General features: G+C 72.5%; 13 protein-coding genes. 7 read left to right on the top strand and 6 right to left on the bottom strand.

The genetic code is table 11. From position 1 onward, the window contains the following. Positions 1-194: 194 nt before the first annotated feature. Complete coding sequence (locus ACZ5OX_RS14440; RefSeq protein ID WP_465630188.1) at positions 195-1,823, bottom strand: M4 family metallopeptidase; 1,629 nt, start codon at positions 1,821-1,823, stop codon at positions 195-197. A 500-nt stretch (positions 1,824-2,323) separates the two neighbouring features. Here ACZ5OX_RS14440 and ACZ5OX_RS14435 point away from each other — a divergent pair, with 500 nt between their 5' ends. From ACZ5OX_RS14435 to ACZ5OX_RS14425, 3 genes are all read left to right on the top strand, one after another. Further along, entirely contained in the window at positions 2,324-2,860 is a 537-nt protein-coding gene (locus ACZ5OX_RS14435; RefSeq protein WP_465630187.1) for a MarR family winged helix-turn-helix transcriptional regulator, read from the top strand. Positions 2,861-2,936: 76 nt separating this feature from the next. Next, positions 2,937-3,278: a DUF3817 domain-containing protein gene (locus tag ACZ5OX_RS14430; RefSeq protein WP_392873015.1), complete on the top strand. Its 342-nt coding sequence runs from the start codon at positions 2,937-2,939 to the stop codon at positions 3,276-3,278. 283 nt (positions 3,279-3,561) lie between these two features. Next, positions 3,562-5,247, top strand: coding sequence for an acyl-CoA mutase large subunit family protein (locus ACZ5OX_RS14425; protein ID WP_465630186.1), 1,686 nt, complete (start codon positions 3,562-3,564; stop codon positions 5,245-5,247). 90 nt (positions 5,248-5,337) lie between these two features. On the opposite strand, the gene ACZ5OX_RS14420 is transcribed toward ACZ5OX_RS14425, so the two are convergent. Then, complete coding sequence (locus ACZ5OX_RS14420; protein ID WP_465630387.1) at positions 5,338-5,979, bottom strand: TetR/AcrR family transcriptional regulator; 642 nt, start codon at positions 5,977-5,979, stop codon at positions 5,338-5,340. Between the two features lie 428 nt (positions 5,980-6,407). Between ACZ5OX_RS14420 and ACZ5OX_RS14415 the strand changes: the two genes are divergently transcribed. The 4 genes from ACZ5OX_RS14415 to ACZ5OX_RS14400 all read left to right on the top strand — a co-directional run bounded on the left by ACZ5OX_RS14415 (position 6,408) and on the right by ACZ5OX_RS14400 (position 11,021). Then, positions 6,408-7,409: a tetratricopeptide repeat protein gene (locus ACZ5OX_RS14415; protein ID WP_465630185.1), complete on the top strand. Its 1,002-nt coding sequence runs from the start codon at positions 6,408-6,410 to the stop codon at positions 7,407-7,409. Positions 7,410-8,141: 732 nt separating this feature from the next. Beyond that, positions 8,142-8,804, top strand: coding sequence for a DUF6230 family protein (locus ACZ5OX_RS14410; protein WP_402401122.1), 663 nt, complete (start codon positions 8,142-8,144; stop codon positions 8,802-8,804). Between the two features lie 133 nt (positions 8,805-8,937). Further along, positions 8,938-9,564 (top strand): DUF6114 domain-containing protein, encoded by a 627-nt coding sequence (locus tag ACZ5OX_RS14405; protein WP_465630184.1) that lies wholly within the window; start codon positions 8,938-8,940, stop codon positions 9,562-9,564. After that, entirely contained in the window at positions 9,561-11,021 is a 1,461-nt protein-coding gene (locus ACZ5OX_RS14400; protein WP_465630183.1) for a hypothetical protein, read from the top strand. The genes ACZ5OX_RS14405 and ACZ5OX_RS14400 overlap by 4 nt, the downstream gene beginning before the upstream one ends. Positions 11,022-11,115: 94 nt before the next feature. On the opposite strand, the gene pyk is transcribed toward ACZ5OX_RS14400, so the two are convergent. From pyk to glgB, 4 genes are all read right to left on the bottom strand, one after another. Beyond that, positions 11,116-12,543, bottom strand: coding sequence for a pyruvate kinase (pyk, locus tag ACZ5OX_RS14395; protein ID WP_449791722.1), 1,428 nt, complete (start codon positions 12,541-12,543; stop codon positions 11,116-11,118). A gap of 94 nt (positions 12,544-12,637) precedes the next feature. Beyond that, the gene (locus tag ACZ5OX_RS14390; protein WP_465630182.1) at positions 12,638-13,861 is read right to left on the bottom strand and encodes an acetate kinase; all 1,224 of its coding nucleotides are present in this window, start codon (positions 13,859-13,861) and stop codon (positions 12,638-12,640) included. 150 nt (positions 13,862-14,011) lie between these two features. Then, positions 14,012-16,141 (bottom strand): phosphate acetyltransferase, encoded by a 2,130-nt coding sequence (pta, locus tag ACZ5OX_RS14385; protein ID WP_465630181.1) that lies wholly within the window; start codon positions 16,139-16,141, stop codon positions 14,012-14,014. A gap of 167 nt (positions 16,142-16,308) precedes the next feature. Next, positions 16,309-18,738 carry a 1,4-alpha-glucan branching enzyme gene (gene glgB / locus ACZ5OX_RS14380; protein ID WP_465630180.1) on the bottom strand — a complete coding sequence of 810 codons (2,430 nt, stop codon included), beginning with the start codon at positions 18,736-18,738 and terminating at the stop codon, positions 16,309-16,311. Positions 18,739-18,856: the final 118 nt, after the last annotated feature.

Raw genomic sequence — 18,856 nt, 5'->3', positions numbered from 1 at the left:
GGTTTGGGCGGTTCGTCCCCCTGGCGGGACTCCGCCAGCCGGACGGCCTTGACAGCGGTCCGCCCCCGCGCGTTCGCCCCGCCCGTCGGCCCCTGCCCGTCCGCCTCGGCCGTCCGCCCCGGCCGTCCGGAACGGGCGGGCGCCCGGGCCCTCCGGCAGGAGGACCCGGGCGCCCGATGCGCCTGCGCGGTGCGTCAGTTGACGTTGACGCCGCTCCAGGTCGCGGCGACGGCGTTGTACTCGGCGCTGGTCGCGCCGTACAGGTCGGCGGCGGCCTTCAGGGTGCCGGTGCGGGCGCCCGCGTAGTTGGTGGTGGAGGTGAAGTAGGTGGTCAGCGCGCGGTACCAGATGGCCGCGGCCTTGTCCCGGCCGATGCCGGCGAGGGTCGAGCCGTTGGAGGTCGGGCTGTTGTAGCTGACGCCGTTGACGGTCTTGGCGCCGCTGCCCTCGGCGAGCAGGTAGAAGAAGTGGTTGGCGACGCCCGAGGAGTAGTGGACGTCCTTGCTGCCGACGGTGGAGGACCAGTAGTCGGCCGAGGCGCCGTCCTTGGAGGGCTTGTCCATGTAGCGCAGCGGGGTGCCGTCGCCGTTGATGTTGATCTGCTCGCCGATGAGGTAGTCCGGCTTGTCGGCGGGCAGGTTGGCGTACCACTCGACCATGGTGCCGAAGATGTCCGAGGTGGCCTCGTTGAGGCCGCCGGACTCGCCGGAGTAGTTGAGGTTGGCGGTGGCCGAGGTGACGCCGTGGCTCATCTCGTGGCCGGCCACGTCCAGCGCGGTCAGCGGGTGGGTGTTGCTCGTGCCGTCGCCGTACGTCATGCAGAAGCAGGAGTCGTCCCAGAACGCGTTCACGTAGTTGGAGCCGTAGTGGACCCGGCTCGCGGCGCCGACACCGTTGTTCTTGATGCCGTTGCGGCCGTAGGTGTTCTTGTAGAAGTCCCAGGTCGCCGCCGCGCCGTACTGGGCGTCCACCGCGGCGGACTCCGCGTTGGAGGCCAGGCCGTTGCCGAAGCTGTTGGTGGTGTTGGCGACCAGCGTGCCGGAGCCGGAGGTCTTGCCCTTCAGGGTGTAGGTCGCCTGCCCGCCGCGGGTGGCGTCCTTCAGCTGGTAGGAGCTGCCGCTCTGGGTGGTGGTCAGCGGGACGGTGCCGACGAAGACGCCCTTGCCGGTGCCGGCGGCGGTCCGCACCTGCTCGTGGCTGGAGAGCACCTCGCCGCTCGCCGCGTCGGTGACCAGCAGCTGGCGGCTCGGGGTGCCGTCGGCGCGCTCGCCCTCGACGGTGGTGCGGTACGCCAGGCGCGGGTTGCCGTCGGTGGCCCACACGACCAGCTCGGCCTTGCCGGTCTGGTGGACGGCGGTCAGCGGGGACTCGTCCTCGTCGGCGGCGATGCCCACGGTGGACTGCACGGCGCCGGTCGCCTGGGCGGCGGCCTGGTCGGCCGGGATCTGCGGGGCGAGGCTCGGCAGGGCGATGGTCGCGCCGGTGGCCTTGTCCACGGAGGTGGTCGTGCCGTCGGCCTTCTGGTGCACCACCAGGTCGCCGCCCAGGACGGGGAGGCCGGCGAAGGTGCGCTCGTAGCGGAGGTGGCGGGTGCCGTCGGCGTCCACCTGCGCGTCCTTGACCACCAGTTGCTCCTGGCCGCCCAGGGCCAGGGCGTGCGCGACCTTGCCGGCCTGCCCGTTGGCGAGGGCCAGCAGGTCGGCGCGCTGCGCGGCGGAGGAGTGCGGGGCGGGGTCCGCGACGGCCACGGTGCTCACCTGGACGACACCGGTGAGCAGGGCGGTGGCGGAGAGTACGGCGACTGCGGCGAGCTTTCGCTTCACGAACGAGTCCTTCCGGGAAACCGCGAGCGGACGCGGTCGCGCCGCGCTCCGGGGGGCCGGGATCGGCACCTGCGGGGCGGAACGGGCGCTGACGTGCGGGTCCCGTGCGGTCGGGGCGGCTGCGCCACCGGTGGGTGGGGGTGGTGGCTACCGAACGGGGTTGGCCGAAAGCATGACAATCAAGCAATTCAAATGACAGGTCTTGCTCATGAATTGGCCAAGTCCCGCCAGGGTGAAGGATTGTGAACGGACGGACAAAGGGGTCGGATCGCCCGTTCCCGCAATGGGTTACCGTCCGAACCGACGCCTGCCGGCGGGGGTGGCGGAGCGATCGGAGGCCAACCCCGGTACGCCGGGGGGCGGGTGCCGCGCGTTCACACCGGCGCAATGTCCTGGTATGGACCTGGCCGTCCCATTGGCGGGTTCCCGCCACGTGCTGCGCTTGTCCACCATCAGGGACGCCTGGTAACGCGCGCCCCGTCCGCCGGTACGGTAAGGAGGTGGCCAAGCCCCTCGCTCTCGACTTCGACCCGATCGCCCGCGCCGACGAGTTGTGGACCCGCCGCTGGGGCGGAGTCCCCTCGATGGCGGCGATCACCTCGATCATGCGCGCCCACCAGATCCTGCTCTCCCGGGTGGACGCGGTGCTCAAGCCGTACGGGCTGACCTTCGCCCGCTACGAGGCGCTGGTGCTGCTGACCTTCAGCCGGACCGGCGAGCTCTCGCTCTCCAAGATCGGCGAGCGGCTCATGGTCCACCCGACCAGCGTCACCAACACCGTCGACCGCCTGGAGCGGGCCGGCCTGGTCGCCCGCCGCCCCAACCCGCTGGACGGCCGCGGGGTGCTGGCCACGATCACCCGGCGCGGCCGCGAGGTGGTCGAGGAGGCGACCCGGGAGCTGATGGCGATGGAGTTCGGGCTGGAGGGGTACGGCGCCGAGCAGTGCCGGGAGGTCTTCGACCTGCTCCGGCCGCTGAGGGTGGCCGCCGGCGACTTCATCGAGTCCGACGAGGGGGCTGCGAAGGGGAGCGCGTGAAGGCGGCTACCCTCGTGTGAGCGGTGCGCGGATCCGGGCGTACCGGCCGATACTGCCGAGCGAGTCGAGGAAGATCATGAAGGCGACCCCCCTGCTGGGCTGGTACCGGGCCCTGGCCGTCGCGACCGGTGTGGCACTGCTGGTGTTCTGCGGCTTCATGGTCGCGAAGTACGGCTTCGACGCCGCCCAGGACGTGACCACGTACGTCGCGATGCTGCACGGCTACCTCTACATCGGGTACTTCGTGGTGACCTTCATGCTCGGGCAGAAGCTGAAGTGGCCGATGGGCCGGCTGGTGCTCACCCTGGCCGCGGGCTGCATCCCCTTCCTCTCCTTCGTCTTCGAGCGCAAGGTGGCCCGCGAGGCCGCCGGGAAGCTCCCGGCGGGCGACGGCGCCCGCCAGCCGGCCGGGGTCTGATCCCGACCGTCCGCGCGTTCCGAGAGCGCCCCTTCCCCTGCCAGGGGGGAGGGGCGCTCCGGCGTTCCCGGGCCTCCTTGGGCCTCCCGGGCCCCGGGGCCTCGAAGGCCTTCCCGGCCGTCCGAGCGGTTTCCGGATGCCTTCCGGGTGCTTTCCGGCGCTTTTCGGGCCACGCGGGCGATCATCCATCGACAAGTACTAGGACGTCCGAGTAAATTGTTAGGACGTCCTACTAGCTGTGCCGCCCGTCGCAGTGGCGGCCGTACGGAGCGGAGTTCGGGTCATGGACGCCGAGGAGATCGAGCGCGGCCGGCAGCGCTGGCAGCAGCGCTACGACAAGGCCCGCAAGCGCGACGCGGACTTCACCACCCTCTCCGGCGACGAGGTCGAGCCGGTCTACGGCCCGCCCGCCGGGCAGGCCTACGAGGGGTTCGAGCGGATCGGGTGGCCGGGCGAGTACCCGTACACCCGCGGTCTGCACCCGACCGGTTACCGGGGCCGCACCTGGACCATCCGCCAGTTCGCCGGTTTCGGCAACGCGCAGCAGACCAACGAGCGCTACCGGATGATCCTGGACGCGGGCGGCGGCGGCCTCTCGGTCGCCTTCGACATGCCCACCCTGATGGGCTACGACTCGGACGACCCGAAGTCGCTCGGCGAGGTCGGCCACTGCGGCGTGGCCATCGACTCGGCCGCCGACATGGAGGTGCTGTTCGACGGCATCCCGCTCGGCGAGGTCACCACCTCGATGACGATCAGCGGCCCGGCCGTGCCGATCTTCTGCATGTACCTGGTCGCCGCCGAGCGCCAGGGCGTGGACCCGGCGGTGCTCAACGGCACCCTCCAGACGGACATCTTCAAGGAGTACATCGCGCAGAAGGAGTGGCTCTTCGCCCCCGAGCCGCACCTGCGCCTGATCGGCGACCTGATGGCCTACTGCGCCGAGGGCATCCCCGCGTACAAGCCGCTGTCGGTCTCCGGCTACCACATCCGCGAGGCCGGGGCTACGGCCGCGCAGGAGCTGGCGTACACCCTGGCGGACGGCTTCGGCTACGTCGAGCTGGGCCTGTCCCGCGGCCTGGACGTGGACGTCTTCGCGCCCGGCCTGTCCTTCTTCTTCGACGCGCACGTGGACTTCTTCGAGGAGATCGCCAAGTTCCGCGCCGCGCGCCGGATCTGGGCCCGCTGGATGCGCGAGCGCTTCGGCGCCAAGACCGACAAGGCGCAGTGGCTGCGCTTCCACACCCAGACCGCCGGCGTCTCGCTCACCGCGCAGCAGCCGTACAACAACGTGGTCCGCACCGCCGTCGAGGCGCTGGCCGCGGTGCTCGGCGGCACCAACTCGCTGCACACCAACGCCCTGGACGAGACCCTGGCGCTGCCCTCCGAGCAGGCCGCCGAGATCGCCCTGCGCACCCAGCAGGTGCTGATGGAGGAGACCGGCGTCGCCAACGTGGCCGACCCGCTGGGCGGTTCCTGGTACGTGGAGGCGCTGACCGACCGGATCGAGGAGCAGGCCGAGGCGATCTTCCGGCGGATCCTGGACAAGGGCCGCGAGGACCACGAGATCGGCCCGATCACCTCCGGCATCCTGCGCGGCATCGAGGAGGGCTGGTTCACCGGGGAGATCGCCGAGGCGGCCTTCCAGTACCAGCAGTCGGTGGAGAAGGGCGACAAGCGCGTGGTCGGCGTCAACTGCCACCCGCGCAGCGTCACCCCGGAGCTGGAGATCCTGCGGGTCAGCCACGAGGTGGAGCGCGAGCAGGTCCGGGTGCTGCGGGAGCGCAAGGCGGCCCGGGACGAGGCGGCCGTGCGGGCCGGGCTGGACGCCATGCTGGCGGCGGCGCGCTCGGGCGAGTCGATGATCCCGCCGATGCTGGACGCGGTGCGCGCCGAGGCGACGCTGGGCGAGATCTGCAACGCGCTGCGCCAGGAGTGGGGGACGTACCAGGAGAACGCGGCCTTCTGAGGGCCCCGGCGGTGGCCTTCCGAGGCCGCGGCCGACGAGCGGCCGCCCGTACGGAACCCGTACGGGCGGCCGCGCCGTGCCCGGGCGTCCTCAGCAGGTGGTGAGCGGCCCGAGCAGCAGGTCGGTGAAGCGGCGGGTCCACTCCGGGGTGATCGGCTCACCGCTGACCAGGACGCGGTGCTCGACGGCGCCCGCGATGGTGTCGAAGATGATGTCGACCTCCTCGCGGGCCGTCGCGCTGTCGGTGTCCCCGTCCAGCTCGCCGCGCGCCTGGGCGGCCGCCCGGCCCTGGCGGACCAGCCGCTTCTGCGGGTCCACGATGGACTCGCGGATCCGGCACCGCAGTTGCCGGTCGCGGGTGCCCTCGGCGAACAGCGCGAGCAGCGCGGTCTGGGTCTCCGGGCGGGCCAGCAGGTCGGCGAACTGGGCGACCACGGCCTCGATGTCGGCCCGCAGGCTGCCGAGGTCGGGCATCACCAGCTCGTCGAAGAGGCTGGCGACGGCGTCCACCACGAGCTCGTTCTTGGAGGGCCAGCGGCGGTAGAGGGTGGTCTTGGCGACCCCGGCGCGGCTCGCGACGTGGCCCATGGTCAGTCCGCCCCAGCCGAGTTCGGCCAGTGCCTCGCGGGTGGCGTCGAGGATGGCGAGGTCGGCGGCGGCGCTGCGCGGGCGGCCCTTGGCCCGGGCGGTGCCCGCCGTTTCGGGGACCCGGCCGGCCGGGTCGGGCCGCACCCGGCCCGTGCTCTCCGTGCTCTCCGTGCGGTCCGGGGTCGCTGGGGGCTGGGCGGCCGGCACCGGGCCTCCTTGCGCTTTACTGGTAAGTAACTTGGGTGGGGCTGGTAACGGTAGCGACTGTTCGCCCGTTCGGGCAGCGGGGCGGCCCGGGAAAGTGGGGCAGCTCACGTCCCCGAACCGCCGGTGGGGCTTGCGGGCGGGGCACCGCCTCCAGTTACGCTACGACTCGTAGCGAAAGCAGCGACAACCAGGCGCCGCGTCCCGTGGGACGGGAGCGGCGCGGGCGCGGGTGGGGATCCGCGCCGAACGGTCCAGGCTACCGGGGGACGAGCGCGAGGCCAGGGAACCAGCACCGCGCGCCCCGCGCGGGGCGACTTTCCGGAGGTTGGTGCCCGCGAGCAGTGCGGACGGGGGAGGATGGTGCCATGCAGCCACGGAATTCGCGTCTCAACAGCTCCGCCCTGCGCGGCGCGGTCGACCTCGCCGCAGTGAAGGCGGCCGGCGAAGCCGCCCAGAAGGCCGAGCAGGCCAGGGCCGAGCGGGCCCGCCAGGCCGCCGCCGCCGAGTCGGGCGGAGCCGCCCCGGCCCCGTCCGCCCACCAGCTCGTCATCGACGTCACCGAGGACACCTTCGAGACCGAGGTCGTCCAGCGTTCCACCGAGGTGCCGGTCGTCATCGACTTCTGGGCCGAGTGGTGCGGGCCCTGCAAGCAGCTGAGCCCGGTCCTGGAGGGCCTGGTCGAGGAGTACGCCGGCCGCTTCGTGCTCGCCAAGATCGACGTGGACGCCAACCCGCTGCTCTCCCAGCAGTTCGGCATCCAGGGCATCCCGGCCGTGATGGCCGTGGTGGCCGGCCAGCTGGTGCCGCTGTTCCAGGGCGCGGAGAGCGCCGCCAACATCCGCAAGATCCTGGACCAGCTGATCCTGGTCGCCGAGCAGCGCTTCGGCGTGGCCGGCGTGGCCGGCGGTGCGGCCGCCCCGGGCGAGGCCGGGGCCGCCGCCCCGCAGCGCCCCGAGGACCCGGCGCTGTCCGCCGCCCACGAGGCGCTGGACGCCGGCGACCTGGGCGGCGCCATCCAGGCGTACAAGAACGTGCTGGCCGAGCAGCCGGGCAACACCGAGGCCAAGCTGGGCCTGGCCCAGGCCGAGCTGCTGAAGCGGATCGAGGGTCTGGACCTCCAGGCCGTCCGGGCGGCGGCCGCGGCCGACCCGAAGGACGTCGAGGCCCAGCTCAAGGCGGCCGACCTGGACCTGGTCGGCGGTCACGTCGAGGACGCCTTCGGGCGTCTGGTGACCACCGTCGGGCGGACGGCCGGCGAGGACCGGGACACCGCCCGGCTGCGCCTGCTGGAGCTGTTCGAGGTGATCGGCCCGGAGGACCCGCGGGTCGTCGCGGCCCGTACGGCGCTGGCGCGCGTGCTGTTCTGACGCCGGTTCAGGCCGGGCCCGGGTCCGCTCGGCGCCCGGCCGGGGCGCGCCGTCTGGCACGGCGGATGACCTGCGGTGTCGCCTGGTGATTTGGCGACAATCCGGTCAACCGGACAGAGGTTTACCAAATCTTGATTTCACCCGCGGATAGTCACCATGTGTGACCATCCGCGGGTGTTTCGCTTCTGTTTCCGGTGGATTCAGCCGTCACGATTCCTTCAAGGCGTCACGCAGGGTGCAACTGGGGCCGATCCCATGATCAACGCCACCTGATGTTGCATTACCCGTCAGTAAGGAACCTCTTGTGCTTCGCCCGGGATTCAAGCACGATCGGCCACGCCCGGTCCCAGACTCCACACCCGCCGACCCGGTCGGCCACGCGGAGCGCGGGATCCCCACCGGGTGATCCGCCGGCCCCGGCCGGCGGGAGGGAGGGCAGGGGGGTATCCGCGGTCCCACGGCGGTTCCTGTCCTTCGACCGGCCGCGCGGCCCTGCGCGGTCGCTGGTTGTCGCTCGGGGGTGATCGCCGATGTCGTCGGTCCTGCCCGCCGCCCCGCAAGGACGGCCGGTGCTTGGACGGGAGGCCCGCCGCAGGCAGGCCGTTCCCGCGTCCGACGACGCCCAAGGCGCTCTCCGCTACCGAGGACGTAGCTCTCTCCCATCCCAGGCCCCCACCGGTGCGGGACGCACCGCCGGGAGCCGGAGATGTACGTCCTAGAAGGAGGACTCGCATGTCCCAGACCTACGGCAAGACCCGCTGGAAGCGCTTCGCACTGGTGATGGTCCCGAGCGTCGCGGCCACCGCGATGGTCGGCATGTCGATCGCCAACAACGCGCTGGCGGCTTCGTTCAGCGTGTCCGGCCAGAGCTTCAAGGTCACCACGCCGGAGCTGCACGGCAAGAACTTCGCCCAGTTCGGCTCGATCGACGCGGAGCAGAACGGAACCCCGCACCCGGTCGCCGTCTCGGCCTTCGACGAGGCCACCATCAAGGGCCTGTGCCAGTCCGTGGTGACCGACCCCAACGTCATCCCCGGCCTGCCGTGGAAGCTGCCCAAGATCATCCTGCGCCTGGAGGCGGGCAACAGCGACGACGTCAAGAAGCAGGTCTACGCCAAGAACCTGCTGATCGACCTCGACCAGCTGAACGCGGACGCCGAGTTCAGCAACATCAACATCGGCCAGGACGCCTCGACCCTCAAGGGCGAGGCCACCCAGGGCTGGAAGTCCAAGCTCGGCGGCCTGCCCACCGGCGCGACCGGCTTCGCCCAGGCCGCCGAGAAGGCCGACCTGTACAACGTGCAGCAGACCGCCTGGGCCACCTCGGCCGGCACCTTCCGGCTCTCCGGCCTGAAGCTCGCGCTGCACACCGACGGTACCGGCGAGTGCTACTAGGCCGTTGACGGCGGGCGGACCGAACCCGGCCCGCCCGCCGTGACGGCACCTGCGGGACCGGGGGCGGCGCGTACGCCGTCCCCGGATCCCGCGTCTCGTCCATCCCTCGTTCACACCATCGAGGAGCTGCACCGTGTCCAGCGCCCTTGCCTCCTACCGGCCCGCCGAGCACGAGAACCCCGCCCAGTGGCTGCGCCGGGTGTTCCGTACGTTCCGCCGGACGCGGCCGTACTACGGCGGTCTGCTGGCCATGATCGCCGGCGTCCCGATCATGTACTTCCCTTACGCCCACCTCTCCTTGGGCGGCATGACGGTGGCCATGGCCACCACGGGGGGCGCCGGGGCGCTGATCATCGGCGTGCTGCTGATCGTGCTCGGGCTGACGGCCTGGTTCCAGCCGGCCGTGCGGGTCTTCGCCGGCATCGCCACCACCCTGCTGACGCTGGTCTCGATCCCGGTCTCCAACCTGGCGGGCTTCGGACTGGCCCTGCTGCCGGGCCTGATCGGCGGCGGGCTGATGGTCTCCTGGGCGCCGCTGCCCGAGACGGCGCAGGCGGAGGCCGCCAGGGGCCGGCGCCGACGCCGCGGCAAGGGCGGCGCCGAAGACGCGGCGGCCGACAACGCCGTGGCACAGAGCGTCGCTGCCGAGAACGCCACCGAGAACGCCACCGGGCCCGCCGTCGAGGCGCCCACCGCCGAGCTGCCCGCCCAGGCCGCGCCGCGGCAGGCCGGCACCGTGGACCAGGAGGAGGCACGGTGACCGGGCCGGCCGAGCAAGCCGACGGTACGACCGTCCCCGCGCAGCGCTCCGGCCGGCACGCGGCCCCGCGCACGCCCGTACGGGCCCGGTTGAGAGGCCGGGCGCTGGCCATGGCGGCGGTGCCGACCGCACTGCTGATGGCCGCCGCCTACACGCCCAACCCGGCGGTCGCCGAGTCCGCGGCGGGCAAGCCCTGCGGCACCGCTCCGGCCGCGGTGCCGGACGTGGCGCCGGTCGAGACGCCGGTGCCCAAGAGCGAGCTGCCCGAGCCGCCGCCCGGTCCGTCCGGCGCGCCGGGTTCGGCCCCGGCCACCACGCCCCCGGCCACCGCGTCCCCGGCCGGCCCGTCGACCGACCCGGGCTCGGTGCCGGGCCAGGTGCCGAGCGCCGCGCCGACCGGGCAGCCCACCTCGCCGGTCAAGCCGTCGGCCACCGGCACGCCCGCCCAGCAGTCCGCCGTCCGTTCCGCCGCCACCGGTGGCGCGGGCGCGTCGAGCGCGGTCCTCCAGGGCAGCGGCACCGGAACCGGCAGCGGCACCGGAACGGCGGCCCAGGCCGGGCTGATCGACGACCTCGTCGGCGGCGTCAGCCGGCTGCTCAACCCGAACGGTTCGCCGAGCCAGAGCCCGAGCGGTGCCCCCACCACCCCGGCGGCGCCCGGCGGCCCGGCCGCTCCGACCACCCCGACCGCCCCGACCGCCCCGGCCCAGGCCACCCAGCCGCGGGCCAAGGCCGCCGCCCCGCAGGCCGCGCCGTCCACGGCCCCGCCCGCCGCCGACGAGCCCTCGCCCGCCGCCACGTCGAGCGGCGGGGCGGGCGGCAAGCCGGCGCCCTCCGCGAAGCCGTCCGCGGACGCCCCGGCGACGCCCTCCGAGGGCGCCTCCGGCACCCCGTCCGCCACGCCGACCGAGGACCCGAACTGCGATGTGGACACCCGGGGTCTGACCGCCGCCGCGGCCGCCCCCGGACACGTCGTCCCGGAGCAGAACTGGACCCTGAAGACCAGCCGGCTCGCCCTGCACGGCGCGGCCTTCCACGGCGTCTACGACGTGCGGACCCCGACCGGCACCAAGCGCGTCCTGAAGTTCGTGGTCGACAGCGTGGACATCGACAACCTCGACATGTCCACCCTGGAGGGCAACGGCGTGACCTTCCACGTCCAGGGCGCCCCGGGTTCCACCTCGACCATGCGCAACGGCCCGGTCACGATGTACGTGGAGCGGCTGTCCGGCCACCTCTCCAAGGTGCTCGGCATCCCGGTGTTCGACCTGGGCGAGATCACCCTCACCCCGGACACCCTGCCGCGCTGGCTGTACGACCTGATCGGCGCCATCCCGATCCCGCTGGAGCTGGAGCTGACCGGCGTCACCGCCAAGCAGGCCGGTCAGTTCGGCGGCACCCTGCGCATCCCCGGGATGCGCCTGTTCAACGACGACGCCCCCTACAGCGACAAGTAGTCCGGGCGGCAGTGCGTACCCGGCGCCACAAGGCCCGCGGGGCGGCCCTCCGGGAAGGAGGACCGCCCCACGGGCGTTCGGGCCGTACGGGTGCTCACTCGCTCCGGGTGCCCAGGTGGTGCACCTGCACCATGTTGGTGGTGCCGGGAACGCCGACCGGGACACCGGCGGTGACGATGACGGTCTCGCCCTCGCCGAGCCGGCCCATCTTCAGCAGCTCCCGGTCGACCTGCGCGACCATCGCGTCGGTGGTGGCCACCTGCTCCGTGACGTACGCCTCGACGCCCCAGCTCAGCGAGAGCTGGTTGCGGGTGGCGGAGTCCGGGGTGAAGGCGATCACCGGGATCGGCGAACGGTAGCGGGACAGCCGGCGGGCGGTGTCACCGGACTTGGTGAAGGCGACCAGCGCCTTGCCGTCCAGGAAGTCGCCCAGCTCGCACGCGGCGCGGGCGACGGAGCCGCCCTGCGTGCGCGGCTTGCGGCCCGGGTTGAGCGGCTGGAGGCCCTGGGAGAGCAGCTCCTCCTCGGCCTTCTCGCAGATCCGGCTCATGGTGCGGACGGTCTCGACCGGGTACTTGCCGACGCTGGACTCGGCGGACAGCATGACCGCGTCGGCACCGTCCAGGATGGCGTTGGCGACATCGGAGACCTCGGCGCGGGTCGGGCGCGAGGCGTGGATCATCGACTCCATCATCTGGGTGGCGACGATGACCGGCTTGGCGTTGCGGCGGGCCAGGGTGACCAGCTGCTTCTGGACCAGCGGCACCCGCTCCAGCGGGTACTCGACGGCCAGGTCGCCGCGGGCGACCATGATGGCGTCGAAGGCGAGGACGATCTCCTCCATGGCCTCGACGGCCTGCGGCTTCTCGATCTTGGCGATGACCGGCACCCGGATGCCGACCTCGTCCATGACCTCGTGGACGTCCTTGATGTCGTCCGCGTTGCGGACGAAGGACAGGGCGATCATGTCGACGCCCAGGCGCAGCGCGAAGCGCAGGTCGTCCTTGTCCTTCTCGGACAGGGCGGGCACGTTCACGGCCGCGCCGGGCAGGTTGATGCCCTTGTTGTTCGAGAGCACGCCGCCCTCGACCACCACGGTCTTCACCCGCGGGCCGTCGACGCTGACGACCTCCAGGGCGATGACGCCGTCGTTGATCAGGATCGGGTCGCCGGGCTTCACGTCGCCGGGCAGGCCCTTGTAGGTGGTGCCACAGATGTACTGGTCACCGGGGACGTCCTCGGTGGTGATGGTGAACTCGTCGCCGTTGTCGACGGTCACCGGGCCGTTGGCGAAGGTCGCCAGACGGATCTTCGGACCCTGGAGGTCGGCCAGGACGCCGATGGCCTTGCCGGTGTCCTCCGAGACCTGGCGGACCTTGCGGTACCGCTCCTCGTGGTCCGCGTGGTTGCCGTGGCTCATGTTCAGTCGGGCGACGTTCATGCCCGCCTCGACGATGGCCTTCAGCTGTTCGTAGGAGTCCGTCGCCGGACCCAGGGTGCAGACAATTTTCGCTCGGCGCATATGGATCAGTCTATCCGTTCGTGTTATACGTGCATTCGGCATGCACCGGGAGGAATCGCCGACGAGATGTTCCGAGGAGTGGGACAGATCCGTATCAGTCCTCGGACACCCGGCGTTCCCGGTGCACCAGCGCGAAGGCCTGTCGGGCGATCTCCAGCTCCTCGTCGGTGGGCACCACGGCGACCGCCACCCGGGCGTACTCGGGGGAGATGATCCGGGCCTCGCCGGACCGCACCGAGTTCAGCTCAGGGTCGACGGCGATGCCCAGTTCCTCCAGTCCCGCGGTGGCCGCCGCGCGCACCGGCGCGGCGTTCTCCCCGACACCGGCGGTGAACGCGATCGCGTCCACCCGGCCGAGCACCGCGTAGTAGCCGCCGATGTACTTGCGCAGCCGGTGGACGTACGAGTCGAACGCCAGCTTGGCGTCCTCGTCCCCCTCGTCGGCCCGGCGCATGATCTCGCGCATGTCGTTCTCGCCGCACAGCCCGCGCAGGCCGCTGCGGCGGTTGAGCAGGTCGTCGATCTCGTCCACGGACAGCCCGCCGACCCGGTGCAGGTGGAACACCACGCCGGCGTCGATGTCGCCCGAGCGGGTGCCCATGACCAGGCCCTCCAGCGGGGTCAGGCCCATCGAGGTGTCCACGCAGTGGCCGCCGCTGACCGCCGAGGCGGAGGCGCCGTTGCCCAGGTGCAGCACGATCACGTTGACCTCGGCCGGGTCCCTGCCGAGCAGCCGGGCGGTGGCCCGCGAGACGTACTGGTGCGAGGTGCCGTGGAAGCCGTAGCGGCGCACCCGGTGCTGGTCGGCGACGGCCCTGTCGATCGCGTACCGGGCCGAGTACTCGGGCATCGAGGCGTGGAAGGCGGTGTCGAAGACGGCCACCTGGGGGAGGTCGGGGCGCAGCGCGCGGGCCACCTCGATGCCGGTGATGTTGGCCGGGTTGTGCAGCGGGGCGACCGGGATCAGCCGGCGGATCTCCTTGAGCACGTCGTCGGTGATCACGGTCGGTTCGGTGAACCGCAGGCCGCCGTGGACGACCCGGTGGCCGATCGCGGCCAGCTCGGGGGAGTCCAGCCCGAGGCCGTCGGCGGACAGCTCCTCGGCGACGGCCTTGAGCGCGGCGGAGTGGTCCGGGAAGGCCTGGACGCTCTCGCGCGCCTCGCCGCCGCGCGGGGTGTGCACCAGCCGCCCGCCGGTCTCGCCGATCCGCTCGACCAGGCCGGAGGCGAGCTTGGCCCCGTCCAGCATGTCGATCAGCTGGTACTTCACCGACGAGGAGCCGGCGTTCAGCACGAGAACGCGGGTACCTTCGCTCATGCGCCCACCTCGCTGCGCTCGGCAGTCGCTTCGCGAGACGCGCACCTTCTGATCGTTCGCTCGCTTCGCTCGCTCATGCGCCCACCTCGCCGCGCTCGGCAGTCGCTTCGCGGAACACGCACCTTCTGATCGTCAGCTCGCTTCGCTCGCTCATGCCTGGGGCTCCTTGTGGTCCTGCGACTGGATCGCGGTGATCGCGACGGTGTTGACGATGTCCTGCACCAGCGCCCCGCGGGAGAGGTCGTTGACGGGCTTGCGCAGCCCCTGGAGCACCGGGCCGACCGCGACGGCGCCGGCCGAGCGCTGGACCGCCTTGTAGGTGTTGTTGCCGGTGTTGAGGTCCGGGAAGATCAGCACGGTGGCCCGCCCGGCGACCGCGGAGCCCGGCAGCTTGGTGGCCGCGACGTGGGCGTCCACCGCCGCGTCGTACTGGATCGGGCCCTCGACCAGGATGTCCGGCCGCAGTTCGCGGACCAGCTCGGTGGCCTTGCGGACCTTGTCGACGTCGGCGCCGGAGCCGGAGGTGCCGGTCGAGTACGAGAGCATCGCGACCCGCGGCTCCACCCCGAACTGGGCGGCGGTGGCGGCGGACTGGATGGCGATGTCGGCCAGTTGCTGGGCGTCCGGGTCGGGGTTGACGGCGCAGTCGCCGTACACCAGCACCTTGTCGGCCAGGCACATGAAGAAGACCGAGGAGACGATCGAGGCGCCCGGCGAGGTCTTGATCACCTCGAAGGCGGGCCGGATGGTCGCGGCGGTGGAGTGCACCGCGCCGGAGACCATGCCGTCCGCGATGCCCTCCTGGACCATCAGGGTGCCGAAGTACGAGACGTCGGTGACCACGTCCAGGGCCAGTTCGACGGTCATCCCCTTGTGGGCGCGCAGCTTCGCGTACAGCTCGGCGAACTGGCGGCGCAGCGGGCTGGTGGCCGGGTCGACGATCCGCACCTGCGCGCGGTCGGCGGTCGGCGGCTCGGTCGGGAGGTCGATGCTCAGGCCCGCGGCCTTGCGGCGGACGGCGTCCACCTCGCCGAGGAGGGTGAGGTCGCAGATGTTGCGGCGCAGCAGGATCTCGGCGGCGCGCAGCACCCGCTCCTCGGTGCCCTCCGGCAGCACGACGTGCCGGCGGGCGCCCCGGGCGCGCTCCAGCAGCTCGTGCTCGAACATCATCGGGGTGACCCGCTCGGACCGGCCGACCTCGATCAGGTTGGTCAACTCGGCGGTGTCGACGTGGAGTTCGAACAGGCCGAGGGCGATCTCGGCCTTCCGGGGGCTGGCCGAGGTGAGCTTGCCCTCCAGGTGGGTCAGGTGGGCGGCGGTGGGCCAGCTGCCCTCGGGGACGACCGCGACCGGGGTGCCGGGGGCGAGCCGGGCGGCCAGCGCCATCACGTTGGGGCCGGGGTGCTGGCCGAGCGTCAGCAGCACGCCGGCGATCGGCGGGGCGCCGGCGGCGTGCGCGGCCAGCGAGCCGATCACCAGGTCGGCGCGGTCCCCGGGGGTGACGACGAGGGCGCCCTCGGTCAGCGCGTCCAGGAAGGTGGGCAGCATGGCGCCGCCGAAGACGTAGCCGCGCACGTCCCGGGCGAGGCCGGCGGCGTCCCCGATCAGCACCTCGGCGCCGGTCGCCTCGACCAGCTGCGCGACGGTGGGCGCGGCCAGGGCCGGTTCCTCCGGGATGACGTAGGCGGGGATCGGCAGCTTCTCGGTGAGGGTGCGCTGGATGCGCTGCTTGGCGCCGGGGGCGACCCGGTTGGCGACCATCGCCAGGGTCTGGCAGCCGAGGTCGGTGTACGCCCGGTGGGCGTTGCGCACCTCGGCGATCACCGTCTCGGCGTCCGCGCCGTGCCCGCCGACCACGGGCAGCACGGCGGCGCCGAACTCGTTGGCCAGGCGGGCGTTGAAGGCCAGTTCGTCCGGGATGCCGGTGTCGGCGAAGTCGGTGCCGAGCACCAGCACCGCCTGGCAGCGCCGCTCCAGCGCGTGGAAGCGGTCGACCAGGACGGAGACCAGCTCGTCCTGCCCCAGGGCGGCCCTGAGCGCGGCGGCCTCCTCGTAGGTGAGGCCGTACAGCTCGGTGCTCGGCAGGTCGAGCCGGTAGCGGCCGCGCAGCAGCTCGACCACGTGGTCCGTGCCCGGCTTCCCGGGCGCGGCGGCGTGCACCAGCGGGCGGAACACCCCGACCCGGTCCACCTGGCGGGTGAGCAGTTCCATGACCCCGAGTTCGACCGCCTGTCGGCCGTCCCCCCGGTCGATGCCGGTCACGTACACGCTGCGCGCCACGTGGGTGTCTCCGTCCCGTCGTCTCGGAAAGTGGTCATATCGACCATACCTTCGCACCCCGAACGGCCGTCCGCGAGCAGAACGGCGGGGTTCGGGCAAGGGACGGAGGTCCCGCCCTGGTGCCCGCCGGGAAGGGCGGACACCGGGGCGTTCGGCGGGGTGCGCCCTCAGCGGGCGGGACGGAACCAGACGGTGGCGAGCGGCGGGAGGACCAGTTCGGCGGACCGGGGCTGGCCGTCCCACTCCACCGGCTCGGCCTTGACCGGGTGCGAGTTGCCGACGCCGCTGCCGCCGTACTCCTCGGCGTCGGTGTTCAGCACCTCCTCCCACAGCTGCTCGCGGCCCGCCAGCCGGGGCAGGCCGACCCGGTGGCCGTGCCGGACGACCGGCGAGAAGTTGCAGACCGCGACCAGCGGGGAGCCGTCGGTCGCGTACCGGACGAAGGAGAGCAGGTTGTCCTCGGCGGCGCCGCCGTCGAGCCAGCGGAAGCCGTCCGGGACGCTGTCCAGCTCCCACAGCGCCGGGGTGTCGAGGTAGCACCGGTTGAGGTCGCGGACCAGCCGGCGCACCCCGAGGTGGTCCCCGTGGGCCGGCCACTGCTCGTCGAGCACCCACCACTGCGGGCCCTGCTCGTGGTCCCACTCCGCGCCCTGGGCGAACTCCTGTCCCATGAACAGCAGTTGCTTGCCCGGGTGGGACCACATGAAGCCGAGGTAGGCGCGGTGGTTGGCGCGCTGCTGCCACCAGTCGCCCGGCATCTTGGAGACCAGCGCCTGCTTGCCGTGCACCACCTCGTCGTGCGAGATCGGCAGCACGTAGTTCTCGGAGTAGGCGTACACCATCGAGAAGGTGATCTCGTTGTGGTGGTACTTGCGGTGCACCGGCTCCTTGGACATGTAGACCAGCGAGTCGTGCATCCAGCCCATGTTCCACTTCAGCCCGAAGCCGAGGCCGCCGGCGTCGGTGGGGCGGGTGACCCCGTCCCAGGCGGTGGACTCCTCGGCGATGGTGATCACGCCCGGGCAGCGCCGGTAGACGGTGGCGTTCATCTCCTGGAGGAAGGCGGCCGCGTCCAGGTTCTCCCGGCCGCCGTACCGGTTGGGCGTCCAGTCGCCGCCCTCGCGGGAGTAGTCGAGGTAGAGCATCGAGGCGACGGCGTCCACCCGCAGGCCGTCGATGTGGAACTCCTCGCACCAGTACACCGCGTTGGCGACGAGGAAGTTGCGCACCTCCTTGCGGCCGTAGTCGAACTCCAGCGTCCCCCAGTCCGGATGCTCGGCGCGCAGCGGGTCGGCCGGCTCGTACAGCGGCTCGCCGTCGAAGCGGGCGAGCGCGAAGTCGTCCTTGGGGAAGTGCGCGGGCACCCAGTCGACGATCACGCCGATGTCGTGCCGGTGCAGGGTGTCCACCAGGTACCGGAAGTCGTCGGGGCTGCCGAGCCGGGCGGTGGGGGCGTAGTAGCCGGACACCTGGTAGCCCCAGGAGCCGCCGAAGGGGTGCTCCATCACCGGCATGAACTCCACGTGGGTGAAGTTCAACTCCTTCAGGTAGCCGGGCAGTTCCTCGGCGATGGCGCGGTAGTCGGTGAGCTCGGGCCGCCAGGACGGCAGGTGCAGCTCGTACACCGACATCGGTGCCCGGTGGTGCGCGGCGCGGGCCCGGCGGGCCATCCACTCGCCGTCCCGCCACACGTGGCCGGAGGAGGTGACCACCGAGGCGGTGCCGGGCGGGCACTGGGCGGCCCGGGCCAGCGGGTCGGCCTTGTCCAGTACCCAGCCCTGCCGGGTGTGCACCTCGTACTTGTAGGTGGTGCCCTCGGCCAGGCCGGGGACGAACAGCTCCCAGATCCCGGACGAGCCGAGCGAGCGCATCGGGTGCCCGGTGCCGTCCCAGTGGTTGAAGTCGCCGATCAGCCGCACCCCGACGGCGTTCGGGGCCCAGACCGCGAAGGCGGTGCCCGGCACCCCGTCGACGGTGCGCACGTGCGAGCCGAGCGCCCGCCACAGCTGCTCGTGCCGGCCCTCGGAGATCAGGTGCAGGTCGAGTTCGCCGAGGGTGGGCGGGGTGCGGTAGCCGTCGTACTGGCGCAGCGGCTCGCCGCCGGGGTACGTCACCAGCAGGGTGTACTCGGGGAGGTCGCCGCCGGCCACCAATCCGGTGAACAACCCGCCCTGCTGGTGGGTGAGTTCGGCCGGCCCCTGGGAGGTCTCGACGACCACCCGCTCGGCGAACGGGCGCAGCACCCGGATCGCCGTGCCGCCGTGCACCGGGTGCGCGCCGAGCAGGGCGTGCGGGTCGTGGTGCTGCCCGCCCACCAGCCGGTCGACCTCGGCCGGCGGCAGCGGCGCCTCGGGCAGCCGCAGCGCCCCGCTGGGGGCCGGACGCCCGGGCCCCAGGGGGTCCGCGGCTGCGGATGGGACGGCTGCCGGGGGCTCCGCGCCGGTGCCGGCACCCCCCTCCTCCTCGGCCGCCCGGTGCGCCCCGCGCCCGCGGCCGGCGCGCCCTTCGGCTGCCCGCCCTTCGGCTGGGAGCGGTCCGGCCAGGAAGGTGGCCGGTACGGGGCGGGTGGGGCGGCCGGTCGGGTCGATCGGCGTCACGGCGGGGTCCTCCTGCGGCGGGGGTGGGCGAACTCCTGCGGGCGGAACAGGAAGCGGTGGTCAGGAAGCGGTGGTCAGGAAGCGGGACTCGGAAAGCAGTGGTGAAGAGGTGATCGGA

The sequence above is a fragment of the Kitasatospora sp. NPDC032121 genome (assembly GCF_055580145.1).
Note: the sequence above shows the minus strand (reverse complement) of the source record. Positions and strands in the feature narration are given on the sequence as shown.